This is a genomic window from Sphingosinicella sp. CPCC 101087 (assembly GCF_004151485.1).
GTDB lineage: Bacteria > Pseudomonadota > Alphaproteobacteria > Sphingomonadales > Sphingomonadaceae > Allosphingosinicella.
In genome coordinates this window covers 48,602-66,801 of sequence record NZ_SBFF01000004.1, presented here as the reverse complement: position 1 = coordinate 66,801, position 18,200 = coordinate 48,602, and the positions used below count along the sequence as shown (strand labels likewise).

Annotated in this window: 19 protein-coding genes, 1 tRNA gene and 1 pseudogene; 11 read left to right on the top strand and 10 right to left on the bottom strand. The window is 67.6% G+C overall.

The features are described from left to right. Positions 1–11: 11 nt before the first annotated feature. The 6 genes and pseudogenes from EKM57_RS07560 to EKM57_RS07540 form a co-directional block, all read right to left on the bottom strand. Entirely contained in the window at positions 12–851 is an 840-nt protein-coding gene (locus EKM57_RS07560; protein WP_129791892.1) for a VOC family protein, read from the bottom strand. A gap of 66 nt (positions 852–917) precedes the next feature. Then, positions 918–1,313, bottom strand: a complete 396-nt coding sequence (locus EKM57_RS22440; RefSeq protein WP_243450956.1) for a DUF1428 domain-containing protein — start codon at positions 1,311–1,313, stop codon at positions 918–920. Positions 1,314–1,382: 69 nt separating this feature from the next. After that, positions 1,383–1,679: pseudogene (locus EKM57_RS22435) on the bottom strand (DUF1428 domain-containing protein); the annotation flags it as partial. 53 nt (positions 1,680–1,732) lie between these two features. Then, positions 1,733–2,167: a DoxX family protein gene (locus EKM57_RS07550; protein ID WP_129791890.1), complete on the bottom strand. Its 435-nt coding sequence runs from the start codon at positions 2,165–2,167 to the stop codon at positions 1,733–1,735. A 31-nt stretch (positions 2,168–2,198) separates the two neighbouring features. Further along, complete coding sequence (locus EKM57_RS07545) at positions 2,199–2,876, bottom strand: glutathione S-transferase family protein (RefSeq protein WP_129791889.1); 678 nt, start codon at positions 2,874–2,876, stop codon at positions 2,199–2,201. Between the two features lie 23 nt (positions 2,877–2,899). Then, a complete protein-coding gene (locus EKM57_RS07540) occupies positions 2,900–3,337 on the bottom strand; it encodes a VOC family protein (RefSeq protein WP_129791888.1) in 438 nt (145 codons plus the stop codon). 148 nt (positions 3,338–3,485) lie between these two features. Between EKM57_RS07540 and EKM57_RS07535 the strand changes: the two genes are divergently transcribed. Next, positions 3,486–4,103: a winged helix-turn-helix transcriptional regulator gene (locus EKM57_RS07535; RefSeq protein WP_371414127.1), complete on the top strand. Its 618-nt coding sequence runs from the start codon at positions 3,486–3,488 to the stop codon at positions 4,101–4,103. Here the strand turns inward: EKM57_RS07535 and EKM57_RS07530 are convergent. After that, on the bottom strand, positions 4,100–4,480 hold the full coding sequence (locus tag EKM57_RS07530) for a hypothetical protein (protein ID WP_206185339.1): 381 nt from the start codon (positions 4,478–4,480) through the stop codon (positions 4,100–4,102). The two genes, EKM57_RS07535 and EKM57_RS07530, sit on opposite strands and share 4 nt — an antisense overlap. 69 nt (positions 4,481–4,549) lie before the next feature. On the opposite strand from EKM57_RS07530, the gene glpX reads away from it, so the two are divergent. Continuing rightward, the gene (gene glpX, locus EKM57_RS07525) at positions 4,550–5,539 is read left to right on the top strand and encodes a class II fructose-bisphosphatase (protein WP_129791885.1); all 990 of its coding nucleotides are present in this window, start codon (positions 4,550–4,552) and stop codon (positions 5,537–5,539) included. 7 nt (positions 5,540–5,546) lie between these two features. On the opposite strand, the gene EKM57_RS07520 is transcribed toward glpX, so the two are convergent. Beyond that, positions 5,547–5,927 carry a hypothetical protein gene (locus tag EKM57_RS07520; protein ID WP_129791884.1) on the bottom strand — a complete coding sequence of 127 codons (381 nt, stop codon included), beginning with the start codon at positions 5,925–5,927 and terminating at the stop codon, positions 5,547–5,549. Positions 5,928–6,064: 137 nt separating this feature from the next. Between EKM57_RS07520 and recJ the strand changes: the two genes are divergently transcribed. The 7 genes from recJ (at position 6,065) to EKM57_RS07485 (ending at position 14,858) form a co-directional block, all read left to right on the top strand. After that, positions 6,065–7,834 (top strand): single-stranded-DNA-specific exonuclease RecJ, encoded by a 1,770-nt coding sequence (gene recJ, locus EKM57_RS07515; protein ID WP_129792109.1) that lies wholly within the window; start codon positions 6,065–6,067, stop codon positions 7,832–7,834. A 288-nt stretch (positions 7,835–8,122) separates the two neighbouring features. Beyond that, entirely contained in the window at positions 8,123–10,414 is a 2,292-nt protein-coding gene (locus EKM57_RS07510; protein ID WP_129791883.1) for a glycoside hydrolase family 3 N-terminal domain-containing protein, read from the top strand. Continuing rightward, on the top strand, positions 10,411–11,421 hold the full coding sequence (locus tag EKM57_RS07505) for an SMP-30/gluconolactonase/LRE family protein (protein ID WP_243450937.1): 1,011 nt from the start codon (positions 10,411–10,413) through the stop codon (positions 11,419–11,421). Before EKM57_RS07510 ends, EKM57_RS07505 begins: the two co-directional genes overlap by 4 nt. Before the next feature lie 47 nt (positions 11,422–11,468). Beyond that, a tRNA-Glu gene (locus EKM57_RS07500) sits at positions 11,469–11,544 on the top strand. Positions 11,545–11,814: 270 nt separating this feature from the next. After that, the gene (locus tag EKM57_RS07495; protein WP_165357250.1) at positions 11,815–12,609 is read left to right on the top strand and encodes a DUF899 domain-containing protein; all 795 of its coding nucleotides are present in this window, start codon (positions 11,815–11,817) and stop codon (positions 12,607–12,609) included. 171 nt (positions 12,610–12,780) lie between these two features. Further along, complete coding sequence (locus tag EKM57_RS07490; protein WP_129791882.1) at positions 12,781–13,755, top strand: GlxA family transcriptional regulator; 975 nt, start codon at positions 12,781–12,783, stop codon at positions 13,753–13,755. Then, positions 13,752–14,858 carry a heavy metal-binding domain-containing protein gene (locus EKM57_RS07485; RefSeq protein ID WP_129791881.1) on the top strand — a complete coding sequence of 369 codons (1,107 nt, stop codon included), beginning with the start codon at positions 13,752–13,754 and terminating at the stop codon, positions 14,856–14,858. Before EKM57_RS07490 ends, EKM57_RS07485 begins: the two co-directional genes overlap by 4 nt. On the opposite strand, the gene EKM57_RS07480 is transcribed toward EKM57_RS07485, so the two are convergent. Continuing rightward, entirely contained in the window at positions 14,859–15,041 is a 183-nt protein-coding gene (locus EKM57_RS07480; RefSeq protein WP_129791880.1) for a hypothetical protein, read from the bottom strand. It abuts the gene before it with no gap. 274 nt (positions 15,042–15,315) lie between these two features. Here EKM57_RS07480 and EKM57_RS07475 point away from each other — a divergent pair, with 274 nt between their 5' ends. Continuing rightward, on the top strand, positions 15,316–15,699 hold the full coding sequence (locus EKM57_RS07475) for a hypothetical protein (protein ID WP_129791879.1): 384 nt from the start codon (positions 15,316–15,318) through the stop codon (positions 15,697–15,699). Further along, complete coding sequence (locus EKM57_RS07470; RefSeq protein ID WP_129791878.1) at positions 15,696–15,941, top strand: hypothetical protein; 246 nt, start codon at positions 15,696–15,698, stop codon at positions 15,939–15,941. Before EKM57_RS07475 ends, EKM57_RS07470 begins: the two co-directional genes overlap by 4 nt. 54 nt (positions 15,942–15,995) lie before the next feature. Here the strand turns inward: EKM57_RS07470 and EKM57_RS07465 are convergent, their stop codons facing one another. Then, positions 15,996–18,131, bottom strand: coding sequence for an amylo-alpha-1,6-glucosidase (locus tag EKM57_RS07465; protein ID WP_165357248.1), 2,136 nt, complete (start codon positions 18,129–18,131; stop codon positions 15,996–15,998). Between the last annotated feature and the right edge of the window lie 69 nt (positions 18,132–18,200).

The following is an 18,200-nucleotide window of genomic DNA, read 5'->3' as shown; positions in this document are numbered from 1 at the left end:
GATGAGGGTATTCAGCGCCGTTCGGAGACGAGCGCGAAGCTGGCCCCCTGCGGGTCCACGGCCTGGACGATCCAGCTGTCGCCGGGCACCTGGTGCGGGCCCATCGTCACCTTTCCGCCCTGCGCCTGGATCCGCGCAATCGCCGCCTCGAGGCCGTCGACCTCGAAATAGAAGGCCCAGGACGGGACCGGCACCTGCTCGGGCTTGTCCATCATGCCGCCCATCTGCACGCCGTCGAAGCCGAAGATCCGGTATTTGCCCATCGGCCCCATATCCATCTCGGACACGGTCTCCCAACCGAACTGGCCCGAATAGAATTTGAAGGCGGCTTCCTCGCCGTCGGCGGCGTAGAGTTCGTGCCAGCTCACATGGCCGGGCGTGTTGGGCGCCGCGGGTGGCGGCGCGTCGTCGCGAGGCAAGGGCTTCATCACGTAGAAGGGAGCGCCTCCCGGATCGGCCACCATGGCGAAGCGGCCGATCCCTGGAATGTCCTGCGGCGGCATGTGGACCGCGCCACCTGCTTCCCGGATCCGCTTCGCCGCTTCGTCGGTGTCGGGAACGTAGATGTAGCCGATCCATCCCGGCCGCGCACCGCCTTCGATCATCGTCCGGTTCAGCTGGAGAAGGCCGGCTACCCCATGCTTGCCGGCGGACAGGACGAGATAGCGCTGTCCGCTGGGATCGGCCGAACCCTGGTCGGCCGCGGTCCAGCCGACCACCTCGCCATAGAAGCGCGCGGCCGCGTCCTGATCCGTGGTCATCAGCTCGTACCAGAAGAATCTGCCTGTGCCGGGTGCGGGAGTATCGGAAAGGGTCGCCGTCGCCGCAGGCGCGCTGGTGAGGTCGGACATTCGCAAATCCTTTCGTCGAGAAGGGACCGGGGCCGCCTCGTGGCGGCCCCGGCAGGGGGAGAGAGATCAGGCCGGCTGCGGCATGGCCGCTTTCGCCTGGACGGGCGCGCCTTCGTCGACGATCGGCACGAAGCCGCCATAGATCATGCGCTGACCGTCAAACGGCATGTTGTTCGGATCGCACTTCATCCGCTCGTCCGCCATGACCTTCTCCCAACCCTTGGCGCGGGCCTCCTTCGACGGCCACTCGACCCAGGAGAAGACGATGCTCTCGCCGTCCACCGCCTTCACGGCCCGCCTGAAGTCGGTGACCTTGCCGTCGGGGACATCGTTGCCCCAGGCCTCGATCACCCGGGTCGCGCCATGATCGAGGAATATGACCGAGGCCTTCTGTGCCATCTCCCGATAGGCCTCCTTGTTGGAGTCGGACACCGCGAGCAGATATCCGTCGGCATAGCCCATTCGGCCGCCGGTCGACTCCTCCACGATCGGGGCGAAGCCGCCATAGATCATGCGCTGCCCGTCGAACGGCATGGACTCGCCCATTGCCTTCATGCGCGGGTCGCTCGCGATCCTCTGATTGGCGGCGTCGCGGGCTTCTTTCGAGGGATATTCGAACCAGGAGAAGACGACGACCTCGTCTTCCTTCGCCTGGACGGCGCCCTTGAAGTCGGTGACCTTGCCGTCGGGGACGTCGTCGCCCCAGGTCTCGACCATCCGGACCACGCCGAACTCCCTGAACAGCGTAGCCGCGTCGGCGGCGTGCTTGCGATAGGCTTCCTTGTTCTTCGCCGGAACTGCCGCGACGAATCCTTCAACATAGGTCATGGTCATTCTCCTTTCCTTGGCTTCCCTGTTTCGATCGACTGGTTCGGCCGCCTTCATCCACGCAGCGGCAACAGGGCCCGCACCTTGGCGTCGCGGAGCCACAGGCCGCCCCAGACGAAGATGCCAAGATACACCCCGAACAAAATGTGGCTGAAGAGAGGATTGCCGATCCTGACGTGCGTGGAGACCGCACCGCCGAGATAGGCGGTCAGCAGGATGGCCCCGAGGATCGCCGTTCGCGGAATCGCGTAGAGCAGGGTCGATCCGAGCAGCAGCCCAGCGAGCAGATAGAGGGTAGGCGAGTCGCTGGGCCAGCCAAGCTGCGCGCTCGTCTCGGCGACGATCGGAAGCTGCGTCAGCTTCATCGCGCCGTCGAGAGCGAGGAACAGGATGACGATCCCGCTCAAGGCCCAACCTGCGCGAACCCCGCCGACCGAGGGTCGTGCCCCGTCCGTCCCTGTCCGATAGTCCAGTGCGGCCGTGTTCATCGAAGGTCTCCTTGAAAGAGGCTGGGGCCGGTCACGCCGCTGCCGCGGCTTCGCCTTCCTCGAAATCCGCGAGTTGGGCGGCGAGCGCGCGCTCGAAGGCCGGTCGCTCCTCGCCCCGCTTCTTGTATGCGGCGAGCGTCGGCCGTGCCTCGACCAGATCGGTATGCTTGAGGGCACGCAGGACCGTGACCATCAACAGGTCGCCGGCCGTGAACCGGCCTTCCAGCCACTCCCGGTCTTCGAGATGGTCGACCAGCCGATCGAGGCGGCTTTCGACCATTGCGGCCACTCGGGGACGGCTCTCACGCGCCCAGGCTGCGTCAGGATTGAAGAAGTCGATGGTCGCCAGGTTCATCACCGACGGTTCGATGCTGTTGAGCGCGGCGATGGCCCAGGAAATGGCACGGCCGCGTCCCTTTGCATCGGACGGCAGCAGGGTGTCGCACGTCTCGCCGATATGGATGACGATGGCGCCCGACTCGAACAAGCTGATCGACTCGTCGCGATAGCTCGGCACCTGGCCGAACGGCTGCTCGGCGAAATAGTCGGACGGTCGCTCGGCCCTCGCGTCGAGCTTGCGGACCGCATAGGGGATTCCGGCTTCCTCGAGCGCCCAGCGGACGCGCAGGTCGCGGACGAGGCCGCGGGCGAAGGGCGGGACCCAGTTGTAGGCGCTGATGCGCACCGGCGCATTCGGATCGACGGGCATGATTCTCTCCCTGCCGCTCGTTCTCAGGCCTGGACCGGCTCGGATGGCTGGGGCGCCTCGGCCATCGCCGCCTCGACGTCCATCCACATCGGCTCCCAGATGTGACCGTCGAGATCCTCGAAGCTGCGGCTGTACATGAAGCCATAATCTTGCCGGTCGCGCGGCTCTCGGCCGCCGGCGGAGAGCGCCTTGTCGGTGATCTCGTCCACGCCTTCGCGGCTGTCGGCGGAGATGGCGATCAGGACTTCGCTGCTGTGGTGGGCGTCGACGATCGTCTTGGGCGTGAACTGGGCGAACTTCTCGTGGGTCAGAAGCATCACGAAAATGGTGTCGGAAAAGACCATGCAGGCCGCCGTCTCGTCGGTGAAGCGCGGCTCGTTCGTCGCGCCGATTGCCTCGTAGAAGGCCTTGGCGGCGGGGAGGTCGGCAACGGGCAGGTTCACGAAAATCATCTTGGACATCTCGTCCTCCTTGCGAATCGGGGTTTGACGTTGATGCGCTGTTCGGTTATAAAATGCAACTATGGAGTTACAAAAAATAACTGAGTCGCCTCGACCTGCATCCCGCCGGCGGTATGATGACGCATGCGGGACCGCCCATGCGCTCGATTTGGTCGGCGAGCGCTGGGCCCTGCTGGTGATGCGGGAGCTTATGCTTGGTCCGAAGAGGTTCGGTGACATTCGAAGCGACCTGCCTGGTTTGAGCGCAAACGTGCTCACTCAGCGGCTCGAGGGGCTGGAGGCCTCCGGGCTCGTCGTCCGTCGCCGGCTTCCTCCGCCTGCCTCCGCCCAAGTCTACGAACTTACCGAGTGGGGCTATGAGGCCGAACCGATCATCAAGGCGCTTGGAAAATGGGCGGCACGCTCACCCGCCCACGATCCGACACTGCCGCTTAGTGGGACGTCGCTGATGCTGTCTTTCCGCACCATGTTCGATTCCGGCAAAGCCGAGGGGATGACGGCGCGGGTCGGCTTTCGCATCGGCGCCGAGACGTTCGTTGCCGATGTGGCCGGCGGAATGGTCCACACCGCACGCGGCGATCCGGAGGGTTCGGACCTGGTCCTTACCGGTCCCGCTTCGGCGATCGCCGCCTTCGTCTACGGGGATGTGCCTCTCGAAGCGCTCGAAGCGGACGGAGCGCTGGCCGTCGACGGCGATCGCGAAGTGGCGGCCGCCTTCGCGAATCTGTTCGAGCTTCCCCCCAAGGCGCCGGTGCCGGCGAGCTAATCCTCGTCGGCGAGAGCCTGTCCCAGGGCGCGGGCCATCGTGAAGGCGATGCCGATGACGTCGAGCCCGCCACTGCATTGCTGAGCCCGCCCCACGGGCGTGCAGCGGCTGGAGTCGATGTCGAGCGCGGCGCGCTGCTCTCCGGCGGCGCGGTCGCCGGCGCGTGGCTCGCGTGCGACGGGGAGCGGGAGCCGGTGTTCGCGGCCCGGGTCACGCGAACCGCACACGACAATCTCTTCGTCCGCTCCGGCCGGGGGACAATCGAGCCGCATAGCCGATCGGAGCGTCTCCCGCTGGGCCGCGACGAGACCGTCGACGTCGACCGGTTGCGCGCCTGCCGGAGAGGCGAGGACGAGCAGAGCAAGCCAGGGCGTCATTCTCGACTTTGTCATGCGGCTCGCTTATCCGCTCCCGGTAACCGGCCCAAGCAAAGGATGCCAGAAATCATGATGAAGGGAAGCCACGTCCTCGATCGACTGCTCGTGCTGGAAATGGTGCGGGTAACGGAAGCCGCGGCGGTCGCGGCATCCAAGCTGGTCGGGCGCGGCGACGAGCGGGCGGCCGACCAGGCGGCCGTCGAGGCGATGCGCAGCGCGCTGAATGAGCTCGACCTCGACGGCACCATCGTCATCGGCGAAGGCGAGCGGGACGAGGCTCCGATGCTCTATATCGGTGAGAAGGTCGGCGCCCGCTGTGGCCAGGCCGACGCGCCCTGCATCGACATCGCCCTCGATCCGCTCGAAGGCACGACGATCACCGCCAAGGCCGGCGCCAATGCGATGGCGGTTCTCGCCATCGCCGAGCAGGGCTGCCTGTTGAATGCCCCCGACGTCTATATGGAGAAGCTCGCCATCGGCCCCGGCTATCCCGAGGATGTCATCGACCTGGATCGATCGCCCTCCGACAATATTCGCGCGATCGCCCGGGCGAAGGGCGTCGATCCCGCCGAGATCATCGTCTGCGTTCTCGATCGGCCGCGCCACGCCGCCTTGATCTCGGAGCTGCGCGCCCTTGGCTGCGGCATCAATCTCATCCCCGACGGCGATGTCGCCGGCGTGATCGCGGTCACCGATCCGGACACGACGATCGACGTCTATATGGGGCAGGGCGGAGCGCCCGAGGGGGTGCTGGCGGCGGCGGCCCTGCGCTGCGTCGGCGGCCAGTTCCAGGGCCGACTCGTCTTCCGCAACGATGACGAGCGCGCCCGGGCCGCGAAATGGGGCGTGACGGACCTGGGCCGCATCTATCGGCTCGAGGAGCTCGCGCAGGGCGACGTCATCTTTGCCGCCACGGGGGTCACCGACGGCACCCTGCTGGAAGGCGTCAAGCGAAGGAAGAACACCATCACGACGGAAAGCGTGGTGATGCGCGCCGCGACGGGCACCGTCCGTTGGGTGCGCGGCGAACATCGCCGGGAGCCTGGCCTGCACGACTGAGCGGGGTTCAGCGCACCCGCACTGCGAGCGACAGGTCGCTGCCGTCGGTTCCGGCAAAGCGCAGATGGGCCTGCTCGCCCTCCGGCACGGTGACCGCAGGCGTAGCGACCAGTGTCCAGCCGCTGTCGGAGCGGTAAAGGCTCGAACGCACGAGGTAGGGCCCTTGCCCTGCGGTGGCGCGAGTCACCCGCAGCCGCAGCGAATATTCTCCCACGGATACCGCCGCAGGCCGACCCATCTGGACGGTGATGCTCGGCGCCGCCACCAGCCGGCCGCCTTCGCGAAGCTCGAAGGCGATGGTCCGGGCGGGCTCCGGCGCCGGCTGGGCGGCCAGCGGCCCGGCCGCGAGAATGAGGGTCGCAAGGAACGAGGAGGCAAGCCGTCGCATGGGGGATCTCCCGAGGCAAAGTGCCGCAGCCTTCCTCTGACGCAGGATGATGAAGGAAGAACGAAGCCTGCTGGTTAACGCCGATCTGTCGGGGATTCACGCGGCCGCACCTATCGCCTAGGGTGGGCGCGATGCTGATGAGCCCCTCCTTCGTCTGCGGCGTGTCGCGCTCGATCCTCGGCCAGCCCTGGCGCTGGCGGGCCGCGCCCGCGGACGGCGATTTCGGATTCTCCCCCGACGACCTGGTGGACCAGCTGCTCCTCGGCCGCGGCGTCTCGCGCGACGAGCTGGAGCGGCACCGTCAGCCGACCCTCCGCGCCTTCATGCCCGACCCGTCGTTGTTTCGCGACATGGACAAGGCGGCGGAGCGCCTTGCCGATGCCGTGGAGGCGCGCGAGCCGGTCACGATCTTCGGCGATTATGACGTCGACGGTGCGACCTCTGCCGCCCTGCTCATCCGGCTCCTGCGCGGCTTGGGCTGCGCTCCGCAGGCCTATATCCCGGACCGGTTGATGGAGGGCTACGGTCCCTCCGGCGAGGCTCTGGTCCGGATCGCGGCCGGCGGCGCCCGACTCATCGTCACGGTCGATTGCGGCGCGCAAGCGTTCGAAGCGCTCGACATGGCGCGCGCCGCCGGCGTCGACGTCATCGTCGTCGACCACCATAAATGTTCGAGCCGCCTCCCCTCCGGCCTGGCCATCGTCAACCCGAACCGCCTCGACGAGGATGAGCAAGCGGCGGCGCACGGCCATCTCGCCGCGGTCGGCGTGGCTTTCCTGCTCGGGGCCGCGCTGCTGCGCACCCTTCGCGGCAGAAACTTCTTCCGAGGGGGCGAGGAGCCGCGCCTCATCGAGCTGCTCGACCTCGTCGCGCTCGGCACCGTGGCCGACGTTGCGCAGTTGAAGGGCCTCAATCGCGCATTCGTTACTCAGGGTCTCAAGGTGATGGCGCGACGGGGCAATGCCGGCTTGGCCGCTCTGGCCGACGCGGCGCGGCTCGGCCGGGCGCCGACCGCGACCGACCTCGGCTTCGCGCTGGGGCCGCGGATCAATGCCGGCGGCCGGGTCGGCAAGTCCGATCTCGGCGTTCGGCTGCTGACGACCGACGATCCCGTGCAGGCCGAGTCGATCGCTGCGGAGCTCGACCGGCTCAACGAGGAAAGGCGGGCGATCGAGCTGGCGGTGTGCGAGGCCGCCGAGGTCCTGGGCGCTGCACAGGCTAACCGCGCCGTGACGCTTGTGTCGGCTCCGGGCTGGCATCCCGGCGTGATCGGCATCGTCGCCAGCCGCCTGAAGGAGAAGTGGCACAAGCCGGCCATCGTCGTGGCGATCGACGGCGACGGAGTCGGCAAGGGATCGGGGCGCTCGATCGGCGGGGTCGATCTGGGCGCAGCCGTGCTGGCGGCGAAGGATCGGGGACTGCTCGTTGCCGGCGGCGGCCATGCAATGGCGGCCGGCCTGACGGTCGCGGCAGGCGGTATCGAGGCTCTCGCCGATTTTCTGGAGGAGCGCCTTGCCGCCGACGTGACCCGCAGCCGCGAGGATCGCGCCTTGGTCCTCGATGCGGTCCTGGCGCCCGGCGGGGTCTGCCCTGATCTGTGCGACGCGCTCGATGCCGGCGGTCCCTATGGTGCCGGATGGCCCGCGCCGCGCGTCGCCGCGGGTCCGTTTGCCGTCATGAAGGCCGACATTGTCGGCAACGGTCACTTGCGGCTGGTCGCCGCCGGCGACGACGGCCGGCGGGTCAAGGCGATCGCCTTCCGAATGGCCGAAAGCGCACTCGGGGAGGCCATGCTTGCCGCCCCGCCTCATCGCCGCCTGTGGCTGGCAGGGCGGATGAAGCGCGACGAATATGGCGGCCGCGCGTCGGCCGAGCTCCACCTGGAGGATGCCGCCTGGGCCGATTAGAATTGTGGCTTCCCTGATGATCTCCCCGTTTCCCGGCTAAGGCGGAGGGGTCCAGCTACACAGGGCCGCAATGCTCCCGATCGCATTCCGGACTTGCTTGCCTCGACGGTGATCCGGACGATCTTTTGCCAGTCGACGTGGCCACTCTCCCGCCAGTCGACAGCGTCTCGCGCGTGATTATACTGAACCGAAACGAAACTCCGGCGGATCTTCCGCAAGGGGCGGGCGAATCGATCGGCCGCCGAGCGGCGGAATCTCTCGACTGTCGGATCGCGAAGGGGAGGACGAATGGTCGGCAAGCTGATGACAGCGCTGTCTATCGCCTTGTGCCTCACCGCGGCCTCGATTGCCGCGGAGCCGCACCCCCCAGCCTCCCACAGGATCGAAAGCCTCCTCGCGCGAATGACGATCGAGGAAAAGCTCGGCCAGCTCACCCAGCTTCCGGGCGGCCGGCAGAAAGCCGTCAATTCGCGCATCGACGACGCGCTGCGCGAGCGCGTCCGGCGCGGGCAGGTCGGCTCGCTGCTCAACGTCGCCGGGGCCGATGCGACACGGGCGCTGCAGCGTGTCGCCGTCGAGGAATCGCGGCTGGGCATTCCCCTGCTCTACGCTCTCGACATCATCCACGGCTATCGCACCATCTTCCCCGTGCCGCTTGCCATGGCGGCGGCCTTCGACCCGACGGTGAGCGAACGCGCTGCCCGGGTCGCCGCGGTCGAGGCTTCGGCGGCCGGCGTCCACTGGACCTTCTCGCCGATGGTCGACGTAGCGCCCGATCCGCGCTGGGGCCGGATCGTCGAGGGCTCGGGCGAGGATCCGTACCTCGGCTCCGCGATGGCCGTCGCGCAGGTGCGCGGCTACCAGGGAGACGACCTGGCGATGCCGGGCACTATCATGGCCACCGCCAAGCACTTCGCCGCTTATGGAGCGGCGCTCGGTGGCCGCGACTATGACAGTGCCGAAATCAGCGAGCGGACGTTGAACGAAATCCATCTGCCGCCTTTCCACGCAGCGGCCGCGGCCGGCGCGGGATCGTTCATGGCTGCCTTCAATACCGTGTCGGGCTTGCCGATGCATGCCAACCGGCCGTTGCTCACCGGCCTCCTGCGTGGCCAATGGACCTGGCAGGGGCCCGTCGTCAGCGACTGGATGGGCGTTGCCGAGCTCATCCCCCACGGGGTCGCCGGCAATGGCGCAGAAGCGGCCGCGCTGGCGCTTGCTGCCGGCGTCGACATCGACATGTCCAGCGAGCTCTACTTCACGCAATTGCGCGCCGCGGTCGAGCGAGACCCGACGCTGCTGCCCTTGCTCGACCACGCTGTGCGCCGGGTCCTCGCCGCCAAGGAAAGGCTCGGCTTGTTCGATGATCCCTATCGCGGCGCTGATCCGGCTCGCGAGGCGGCCGTGACCCTGTCCGCCGAACATCGCGCCGCCGCGCGGGAGGCAGCCTTGCGCTCGATCGTGCTGCTCAAGAATGAAGGCGGCGTGCTGCCGATCGCCCGCACGGTGCGCCGCGTCGCCGTCATCGGGGCGCTCGCCGACGATTCCGATTCGCAGCTCGGCTCCTGGCGGGCGCTCGGCCGCGAGGAGGACGTCCGGCCCCTGCTCGCGGCGCTTCGCGAGCGGCTGCCGGAGGGCGCCGAGCTGGTCCATGAACCCGGCGCCTCGCCGCACAGCGACGACAGGTCCGGCATCCCGCGTGCGGTAGAGGCGGCGCGCCGCGCCGACCTCGTCCTGCTCGTCGTGGGCGAGGATTTCGACATGAGCGGTGAGGCGCGCAGCCGTTCCGACCTGTCGCTTCCCGGCGCGCAACAGGCGCTGGCCGATGCGGTGCTGGATACCGGCAAGCCGGTCGCGGTCGTGCTGATGAACGGGCGGCCGCTGGTCATCGACCGGCTAGCGGCGCGGGCGCCGGCTATCCTCGAGACCTGGTTCCTCGGCGTCGAGGCCGGTCCCGCCATTGCGGACGTCCTGATCGGCCGTGCCGCTCCCGGCGGGCGACTGCCGGTCAGCTTTCCCCGAGCCAGCGGCGCATTGCCCTTTACCTACAACCGGCTGCCGAGCGGCCGCCCGGCCGATCCGGACATCACGCGCGATACGGTCCGGTACCACGATCTGCCGGTCACGCCGCTCTTCCCCTTCGGACACGGCCTCTCCTACACAAGTTTCGACTATGGCTCGCTCGCCGTCGACCGCGCCAGCGTCGCTCCGGGAGAGAGCGTCACGATAAGCGTGACGGTACGCAACGCCGGACGCGTGGCGGGCGACGAGGTCGTCCAGCTCTACGCGCGCGACCCCGTCGCGAGCGTTTCCCGGCCGGTCCAGGAGCTGCGCGGCTTTCGCCGCATCGCGCTGGCGCCGGGCAAGGCAAAGCGTGTGAGCTTCACCCTGACGCCGGCACAGTTCGCGATCTGGGATGACGGCCGCTGGCGGATCGAGCCCGGCGAGATTCAGCTGATGGTGGGCTCGTCGTCCGCCGACATACGTTCCCGCGGTGCGTTCCGGATCGCCGCGGAAGGCGAGGGGCACGCCCCGGCTGCGGCCCTCGCGACGGTCACTCGGGAGGAGACGGTAAGATGAGGTCGATGCTCTTCATGCTGGCCATGACGCTGGCGTCCTGCGCGAGCGCCGTGCCCGGGCCCGATCGGATCGGATCGGTCCACCGCGAGTCGCCCCGTCTCGACGATCTGATCGCGCCCGACGCGCCGATCGAGAAGCTCGCCGAAGGTTTCATCTGGGCGGAGGGCCCGGTCTGGATCGGGGAGGCTGGCGGTTATCTGCTGTTCACCGACGTGCCCGGCAACCGGATGCACCGCTGGTCTCCGGCAGATGGGGTGTCGATCTTCCTCGAGCCGTCCGGCCTCGCCGGAGATACGAGCGGCTTTCGCGAGCCCGGGGCCAACGGCCTGATCCGCGGGCCGGGCGACACGATCCTGCTCGCCGATCACGGCAACAGGGCGATTGCCAGCCTTGATCTCGCGACGCGCGAGAAAAGGATGCTCGCCACGCGATTTCAGGGCCGGCGGTTCAACTCGCCCAACGACCTCGTTCGCGCCGCAGACGGCACCGTCTACTTCACCGACCCGCCCTACGGTCTCGAAGGCCTGAACCAGTCGCCGCTGAAGGAGCAGCCGCACAACGGCGTCTATCGCCTCGATCCCGACGGCCGAGTGACGCTGATCGACGACAGCCTGTCCTTCCCGAACGGTATTCTCCTTTCGCCCGACGGGCACACCCTCTATGTCGCCAATTCCGATCCGCAGCGGGCGATCTGGGTCGCCTATACGCTGGACGCGCAGGGTAATGCGGCGAGCCGCCGAATCTTCGCCGATGCGACCGCGGAGGTGGGCGACGCGCGGCCCGGCCTTCCCGACGGAATGGCGATCGACGCCGACGGCAATCTGTTCGCCACCGGCCCCGGCGGAGTCATCGTCTTCGCCCCGGACGGCACTCGGCTCGGACGGATCGACACGGGTACGGCAGTCGCCAATTGCACGTTCGGTGACGCGGACGGCCGTACGCTGTTTCTCGCCTCGGACAACATGCTCGCGCGGGTGGCGACCCGGACCCGGGGGTTCGGCTGGTGATCCTTGACCCCGCCGGTCCTCGCCCTTAAGTCGCGGCCTCGCTTCACGGCCCCATCGTCTAGCGGTCTAGGACGTCGCCCTTTCACGGCGAAAACACGGGTTCGAGTCCCGTTGGGGTCACCATCGTCGAGCGCCGCCCGATCCAAGGTTGAGACTTTGGCCGTGGCCTAGCGACCTCAATCCACCCAAGCGCACTGCCTGTGGCGACGCGCCGGCTCCGGACCCGCGGGCGGCTGCGGTCGCCCGGTCCGATTCGAATCCCGCCACACTTGTTACTCTCGGCCTTCGATCTCCCGCGCCAAAGGTCGTGTCGCCGACACGGATGAGCCGCGACGAGCCCGCGCTTCGGCCTCGAGGCGCCGGATCTTGTCCAGACAAGGAGGATTCAAGGCTATGACGACATCAATGGACAACATGCGGATGGGCGAGCGGCCGGCGATGCGCACGCCGCCGGTGGTGACGCTTCAGGAATGGGAAGCGGCGCGCGCCCAGTTGCTCGTCAAGGAAAAGGCCCTGACCCGCGCCCGCGACGCTCTGGCCGCCGAGCGCCGGCGCATGCCGTGGATGGCCGTGGACACAGGCTACGCCTTCGAAGGTCCGGCGGGAAAGGTCAGCCTGCTCGACCTTTTCGAAGGGCGGCGCCAGCTCATCGTCTACCGCGCCTTCTTCGAGCCGGGCGTGTTCGGCTGGCCGGACCATGCCTGTCGCGGCTGCTCCATCGTGGCCGATCAGGTCGCTCACGTCGCGCACCTGAATGCCCGCGACACCAGTCTCGCCTTCGTTTCACGCGCGCCCCAGGAGGATATCGCGCGCCTCAAGAGGCGGATGGGCTGGAAAATTCCGTGGTTCACGCTCACCGACCGCTTCGACGCCGACTTTGGCGTGGGCGAATGGCACGGCACGAACGTATTCTACCGTGACGGCGACCGCGTGTTCCGCACCTATTTCGTCAACAATAGGGGCGACGAGCAGATGGGCGGCACCTGGAACTATCTCGATATCACCCCGCTCGGCCGGCAGGAGGTCTGGGAGGACTCGCCCGAAGGCTATCCGCAGACCCCGACCTACAAATGGTGGAACTGGCACGACAGCTACGCGGCGGATGCGGCGCCCGACGAGAAATGGGTCGAAGTCTCGGACGCCGGAGAGGCGGCTTTCCGAAACCGGCAACCGAGCACCAACCTGTGAGGCAGCGCCGATCCGACCGAGTCGAACGACGCGGCATATTGGGAGGGCGGTAGCCGCTGTGCATCGTCTCGATGCTGGCAAGGCGGTTGAGTTCAATGTCCTGAACGGTCGTTTCCGTGTCCTTTAGGTCATGGATGCATGCCTTTATGCTCCGGCCCGGAGGTAAGGCAGATGACCCGCATCAGGACCATCGCCATCTTGCTCTTTCCAGGGGTGAACGCCCTCGACGTCGCAGGACCGGTCGAGGCTTTTTCGACCGTGCGCCGAGAGGATGGCGCGTCGCTTTACCGACCTACGACCATCGCGCTCGGAACGGAGGCGGTCAGGGCCGAATCTGGCCTTCGGCTCGGTGTCGATCTCGATGTGACGGAATGCGACGGCGCCGACCTGCTCATCATTCCCGGCGGTGCCGGTGTCCGCGATCCTGACACGCTACCGCGGCTTGGCGAATGGCTCCGCGCGCATCACCAGAGGTTCGGACGCATCGCCTCGGTCTGCACGGGGGCCTATGTCCTCGCGCAATCGGGCCTGGTCGACGGGCGTGGCCTGACCACCCATTGGGCGCACGCCGCCGACCTGAGGCGGCGCTACCCCAATGTCGCGATCAGCGCGGAGTCCCTCTTCCTCAAGGACGGGCGCTTCTATTCGTCAGGGGGCGTCACTGCCGGGATCGATCTCGCGCTGGACCTGATCCATGCCGACCACGGCGCTCGGGCCGCCATGGAAGCCGCGCGCCAGCTGGTCGTCTTCCTCAGGCGCACCGGCTCGCAGGCTCAATTTTCCGATCCCCTGAAGTTCCAGGCGTCTGCCGTCGGCGCCCTGGCCGAGGCGTGTCATTGGGCCGCGGGCAATCTCGGCGCGGGGCTTTCCGTCGAGGCGCTGGCCGGACGTGCGAATCTCAGCGTCCGCCAGTTCACCCGCCGCTTCTCGCGCGAGTTCGGCACCCCGCCGGCGACGTTCATCCGCAATCTCCGCCTCGATGCCGCGCGAGCGGCCCTTGTCGAGCATGGCGGCGCGTTGGAACGGATCGCTCATGCCAACGGGTTTCGCAGCGTCGACGGCTTCCGAAGAGCGTTCGAGCGGCGCTTCGGCCTGTGCCCGACCGATTACCAGCAACGATTCCGCTACACGGGAGACAGACCATGAGCATCAGCCGCCGGACTTTCGTCCACGCCGGCCTCTGCGGCGCCGTCTTCGCCTGCGCCGGAAGCGGCCGGGCCTTGGCGGCGCCCGCCTCGACGCGATATGTCTGTCCGCCCTGCGGATGCGCCGCCGACGGCCGGATCTTCGATGGCCCCGGAACCTGTCCGGCCTGCGGAATGCGTCTCGTCGTGCACCCGGACGACCTGCCGTTCGAGCCGCAAAGCCTGGCCCCCGGCGCGGGCGCCTTTCGCGTGCGGGGCGGGCGAGGACGTGAGGACAAGGCCATCATCGTCCATCATTACCGGCCCGCCGCCCTTACGCCCGATTCCCCGATATTGCTGGTTCTCCCCGGCGCCGGGCGAAACGGCGACGATTACCGGGACAGCTGGATTGCGGCCGCCGAGGCGCACAACATCCTCGTCGCCGCTTTGGCTTATTCGGAATCGGACTATGATTTCGCGGCCTACCATATGGGCGGCGTCATCAAGAACCTTCGGATCAGCAACATGCCGACCGGTCCCGACGGTCGCCAGCCGACGAACATCCATCTGCGCGACGAGGATTTCCGTTTCGACATCAACGACCGCCCCGAAACCTGGCTGTTCAACGACTTCGATCGGATCTTCGCCATCCTTGCCGGCGCGGTGGGCTCATCCCGGCAGCTTTACGATCTGTTCGGCCATTCCGCCGGCGGCCAGATTCTCCATCGCTTCGCTCTCTTCCAGCCCAGTTCGCGGGCCGACCGGATCGTCGCCGCCAATTCGGGCTTCTACACGCTGCCCGATTTCAGCGTGCCGCAGCCGTTCGGACTCGCCGGCACCGGCCTCACCGAATCATCCCTCGCTGCCGCCTTCTCCCGCAAGCTCACCCTCCTTCTCGGGGAGCTCGACAATCATCCGGAGCGAGGCGGAATCCACCTGCACACGCCGCTCGCCGACAGTCAGGGGCTCGACCGCCTGTCGCGCGGACGGTTCTTCTTCGAGGTCGCGCGGCGGCAGGCGGAGCGCCTGGGACACGCGCTCAACTGGGAGCTCGAAGTGGTCCCGGGCGTCGCCCACGACCATGTCGGTATGGGGCGAGCCGCGGCGCGCCTTCTTTATGCCTGATCAGCCGCGCTTCCGCTCAAGCGCCTTTTTCGCCCGTTCGACTTCTTCGTCACTCGGCGGCTCGGGAAGTTCCTCCCCGGGAGCCAGTGCATCGTCGGGGATGCCCGGCGCCGTGCCCGCAATGGATTCGTTGATCGGGCTCTCATTCGGGCCGGTGCTGATCTTGCGACGATTCTCAGCCATTTCGAACTTCTCTCCTCTTCCCCGGCCCGCAACCGTTGCGGGCGAGTCCTGCAAGACAAAACGCCTCGGGCGGCCTGTCGGACCCGATCCTTCCTCCGCAAACGGTGTGCTGGGCTGTCCGGGAGGACCGCCCATCCGCGTCGGGGGGACTGCGCTCTCCCTCCCATCGTAAATCCCCGCCGGCACCCCATATGGAAAGGGTCACCCGGCTCGTTTCCGCAAGCGCCCCCGTGATGGGAGCCTAGCGCTCCTGCTTGCCGGAAAGGCCGACCCCATGACCACAAAGCCTCCCATCCATGATCTGGCGCCCGGACTGGGCGTCCGCCTGCCGGGTTCCGGCTCCACCGCGTCCCCCGCCCTTCGCCGTTCGCCCGAAGACCGGTGGGAGAATGAGGGAGGAGCGGCTCGGCCGAGATCCGGTCCGCCGAAGTCCGAGCTTAGCCTGGTGCCGCTGCCAGGGCACAAGCAGACGCAGAACACCGTGGCCGGATGCCGGCTCCTGGCGGAAGGCGATCTTGCCCGAGCGCTCCGCACCGATACCGAGCAGGGCCGCCGCAAGTTCGAGCATAGTGCCGCCACCTGGACGCAGAGGGGCGACATGCTCGAGAATTTGGCGGGCCGGCGCCTCAAGAGCGGCTCGGCGCCAACTTCCTCATGAGGATGCCCTCGAAGATCGTCCTCGTCGGCGGACTGGGGCTCGCCGCCTGCTCTCCGGCTGAGCAGCCGGACCCGTCGCCCGCCACCGTGGAGCGCTTCACGAACGGGATCGAACTCAGGAACGCCGAAGAGAAGAGTCGCGCCGTAGAGGCCGCTGACGCGCGCGCCACGGGCAGGGCGGACGAGGCGATGCGGCGAATGGCGGACTCGGAGCAGCGGCGAGCGGCGGACGCCCGCCGCTAGCGATCGCCGAACTGTCGGACCCGCGGCAGGTTCGACCAGTTCGCTTTCGATGCTCTAGCGTGCCCGAACCAACCCAGCCGGGCGGGCTCGCCGCTTGATGCTCGTCGCGACGCCGTTGCCCTTCCGAGTGAAGCGGAGGTCGGCGGTGAAGCCGGCCATGGCCACGTCCTTGAGATGAAGCGAGTCGAGAAGGGCCGGCAGCATCGGCTCGCTCACGGCGATCTGGTCGCTCTCGAAATCGATCTGCAGTCCGGTCGTCGCCGCCACCAGCGCGTAAGGCGCCGCCGCCGCCCAGGCTTGCGGAGAGCAGGCGACGGGATAGGATGTCGGGCCCCGCTTGGGCCGGCGCGAAAATCCGCAAAAGAGCTCGGGAAGACGATGCAGCTCGTCGTAAAAGGCAGCGCTCGTCAGGCCCTCGAATATCCGGGCGACCGCTGCCTTGTGCCCGTAGCGGCCGAGGCCGATGGCGATCAGCGCATTGTCGTGCGGCCAGACCGAGCCGTTATGATAGGACATCGGGTTGTAGCGCGCCTCGCCGGAGGCAAGCGTGCGAATGCCCCAGCCATTGTAGAAGCTGCGGCTCATCAGCAGCTTCGCCACCCGCTCCGCGCGGTCCGGGGCGGCGATGCCGCCGAACAAGGCATGGCCGGCATTGGAAGCGAGAACGCGGCACGGCTGCTTCGCACCGTCCAGGGCCAGCACGTAGCTGCCCAGCGCCTCGTCCCAGAAGCTCTCCTCAAACTTGCGGCGCAGTTCCTCCGCCTGCTGCTCGAGGCGCAAGGCATGTTCCGGTTCGTCCATCGCGCGCGCCATGGTGGCGGCGCCGACCTTGGCCGCGAAGACATAGGCCTGCACCTCGCACAAAGCGATGGGCCCTTCGGCCAACCGTCCGTCGGCGTGGAAAATCGAATCGTAGCTGTCCTTCCATCCCTGGTTGGCCAGGCCCTGCTCGGTCATCCGGTGATATTCGACGAACCCGTCGCCGTCGCCATCGCCATGCCTGTCGATCCAGTCCAGCGCTGCGACGATATTCGGCCAGATGGCGCGCACCGTTTCCAGATCCCCGGTTTGGCGCAGATACATACCCGCCAGCATGACGAAGAGGGGTGTGGCATCGATCGTGCCATAGTAGCGCAGGAACGGCACCTCCCCGAGCTGAGCCATCTCGCCGCTCCGCATCTCGTGCAGGATCTTGCCGGGCTCCGCATCGGCGGCCTCGTCGGTCGAAGCGGCCTGAGTTGATGCGAGCGTCTGCAGGACCCCTTTGGCGATGCCCGGCGCGATCCAGAGCAGCATCATCGCGGTGATAATTCCGTCACGTCCGAAGATCGTGCTGTACCAGGGAACGCCCGCATAGGGGTAAAGGCCCGTCGCGGTGTCGGTCAGCAGCATCTGGAGATCCGAAGCCGACCGGTCGAGCACGGCGTTGAAGCGCTCGTTCGACGTCGACACGCTGTCCAGGCGAACGGGGCGGTTGCGGTTTGCCTTGAGCAGCAGGCGGTACGCCGTCACCAGGTGCGGCGGTTCGGGCGCGCCCTCCTCGCCGAGCGTGCAATCCGCCTTCATGAGTATGGTGCATCGCTCGGCGTTGCCGAAGTCCACCTCCCACCGGGCCATTTCGGCCGACAGAAAGGTCGGGGCGGGGTCCAGATAAAGGGTCGTGCTGCGGGCAACGTCGTCGAGCCCGCGATAGGCGAAGCGCACGCTGCGCTCATCGATCTTCGTTGCCTCCATCGTGCCGCGGAGGGGGCGCGGTTCACCTCTGACTTCGAACAGGTCGGCGAAGTCGGCGGCGAAGATGATCTCGATCGGTACCGGCCGGGGCAACGGAACGAACCGGCGGACGACGATCCGCTCGTAGGCGGTGGTCGAACGAAGGAACTTCGTCCGGCCGATGAAGAGACTGTCGCGCGCCAGCCATCGGTCGCCTCCGGCGTCATGGAGATCGGCATTGGTCTGGTCGACGATCAGTGCGGCATTGTCATCGAGAACGACCGAGCTCAGCAGGAGCGGCGGGCTTCCACCGATGCGCAGCTCGAGGTTGGAGAGGTAGCGCGTATCCTTGAAGAACAGGCCGTCCGGACCGTCCTCTCCGCCTCGGCAATCGCCGTCTTTGGCGAAGATCCCGAAAAGGTCGCCATGCTTCAGCGTCCGCAGCGTTCGGTCGACCAGCGACTTGGTCGCTTCCACGTGGTGATCGCCCGGCTTCGCGACTGCGATGCTCCCGATGTCCGGGTCGCCGGAGGCACGGACGCCGGC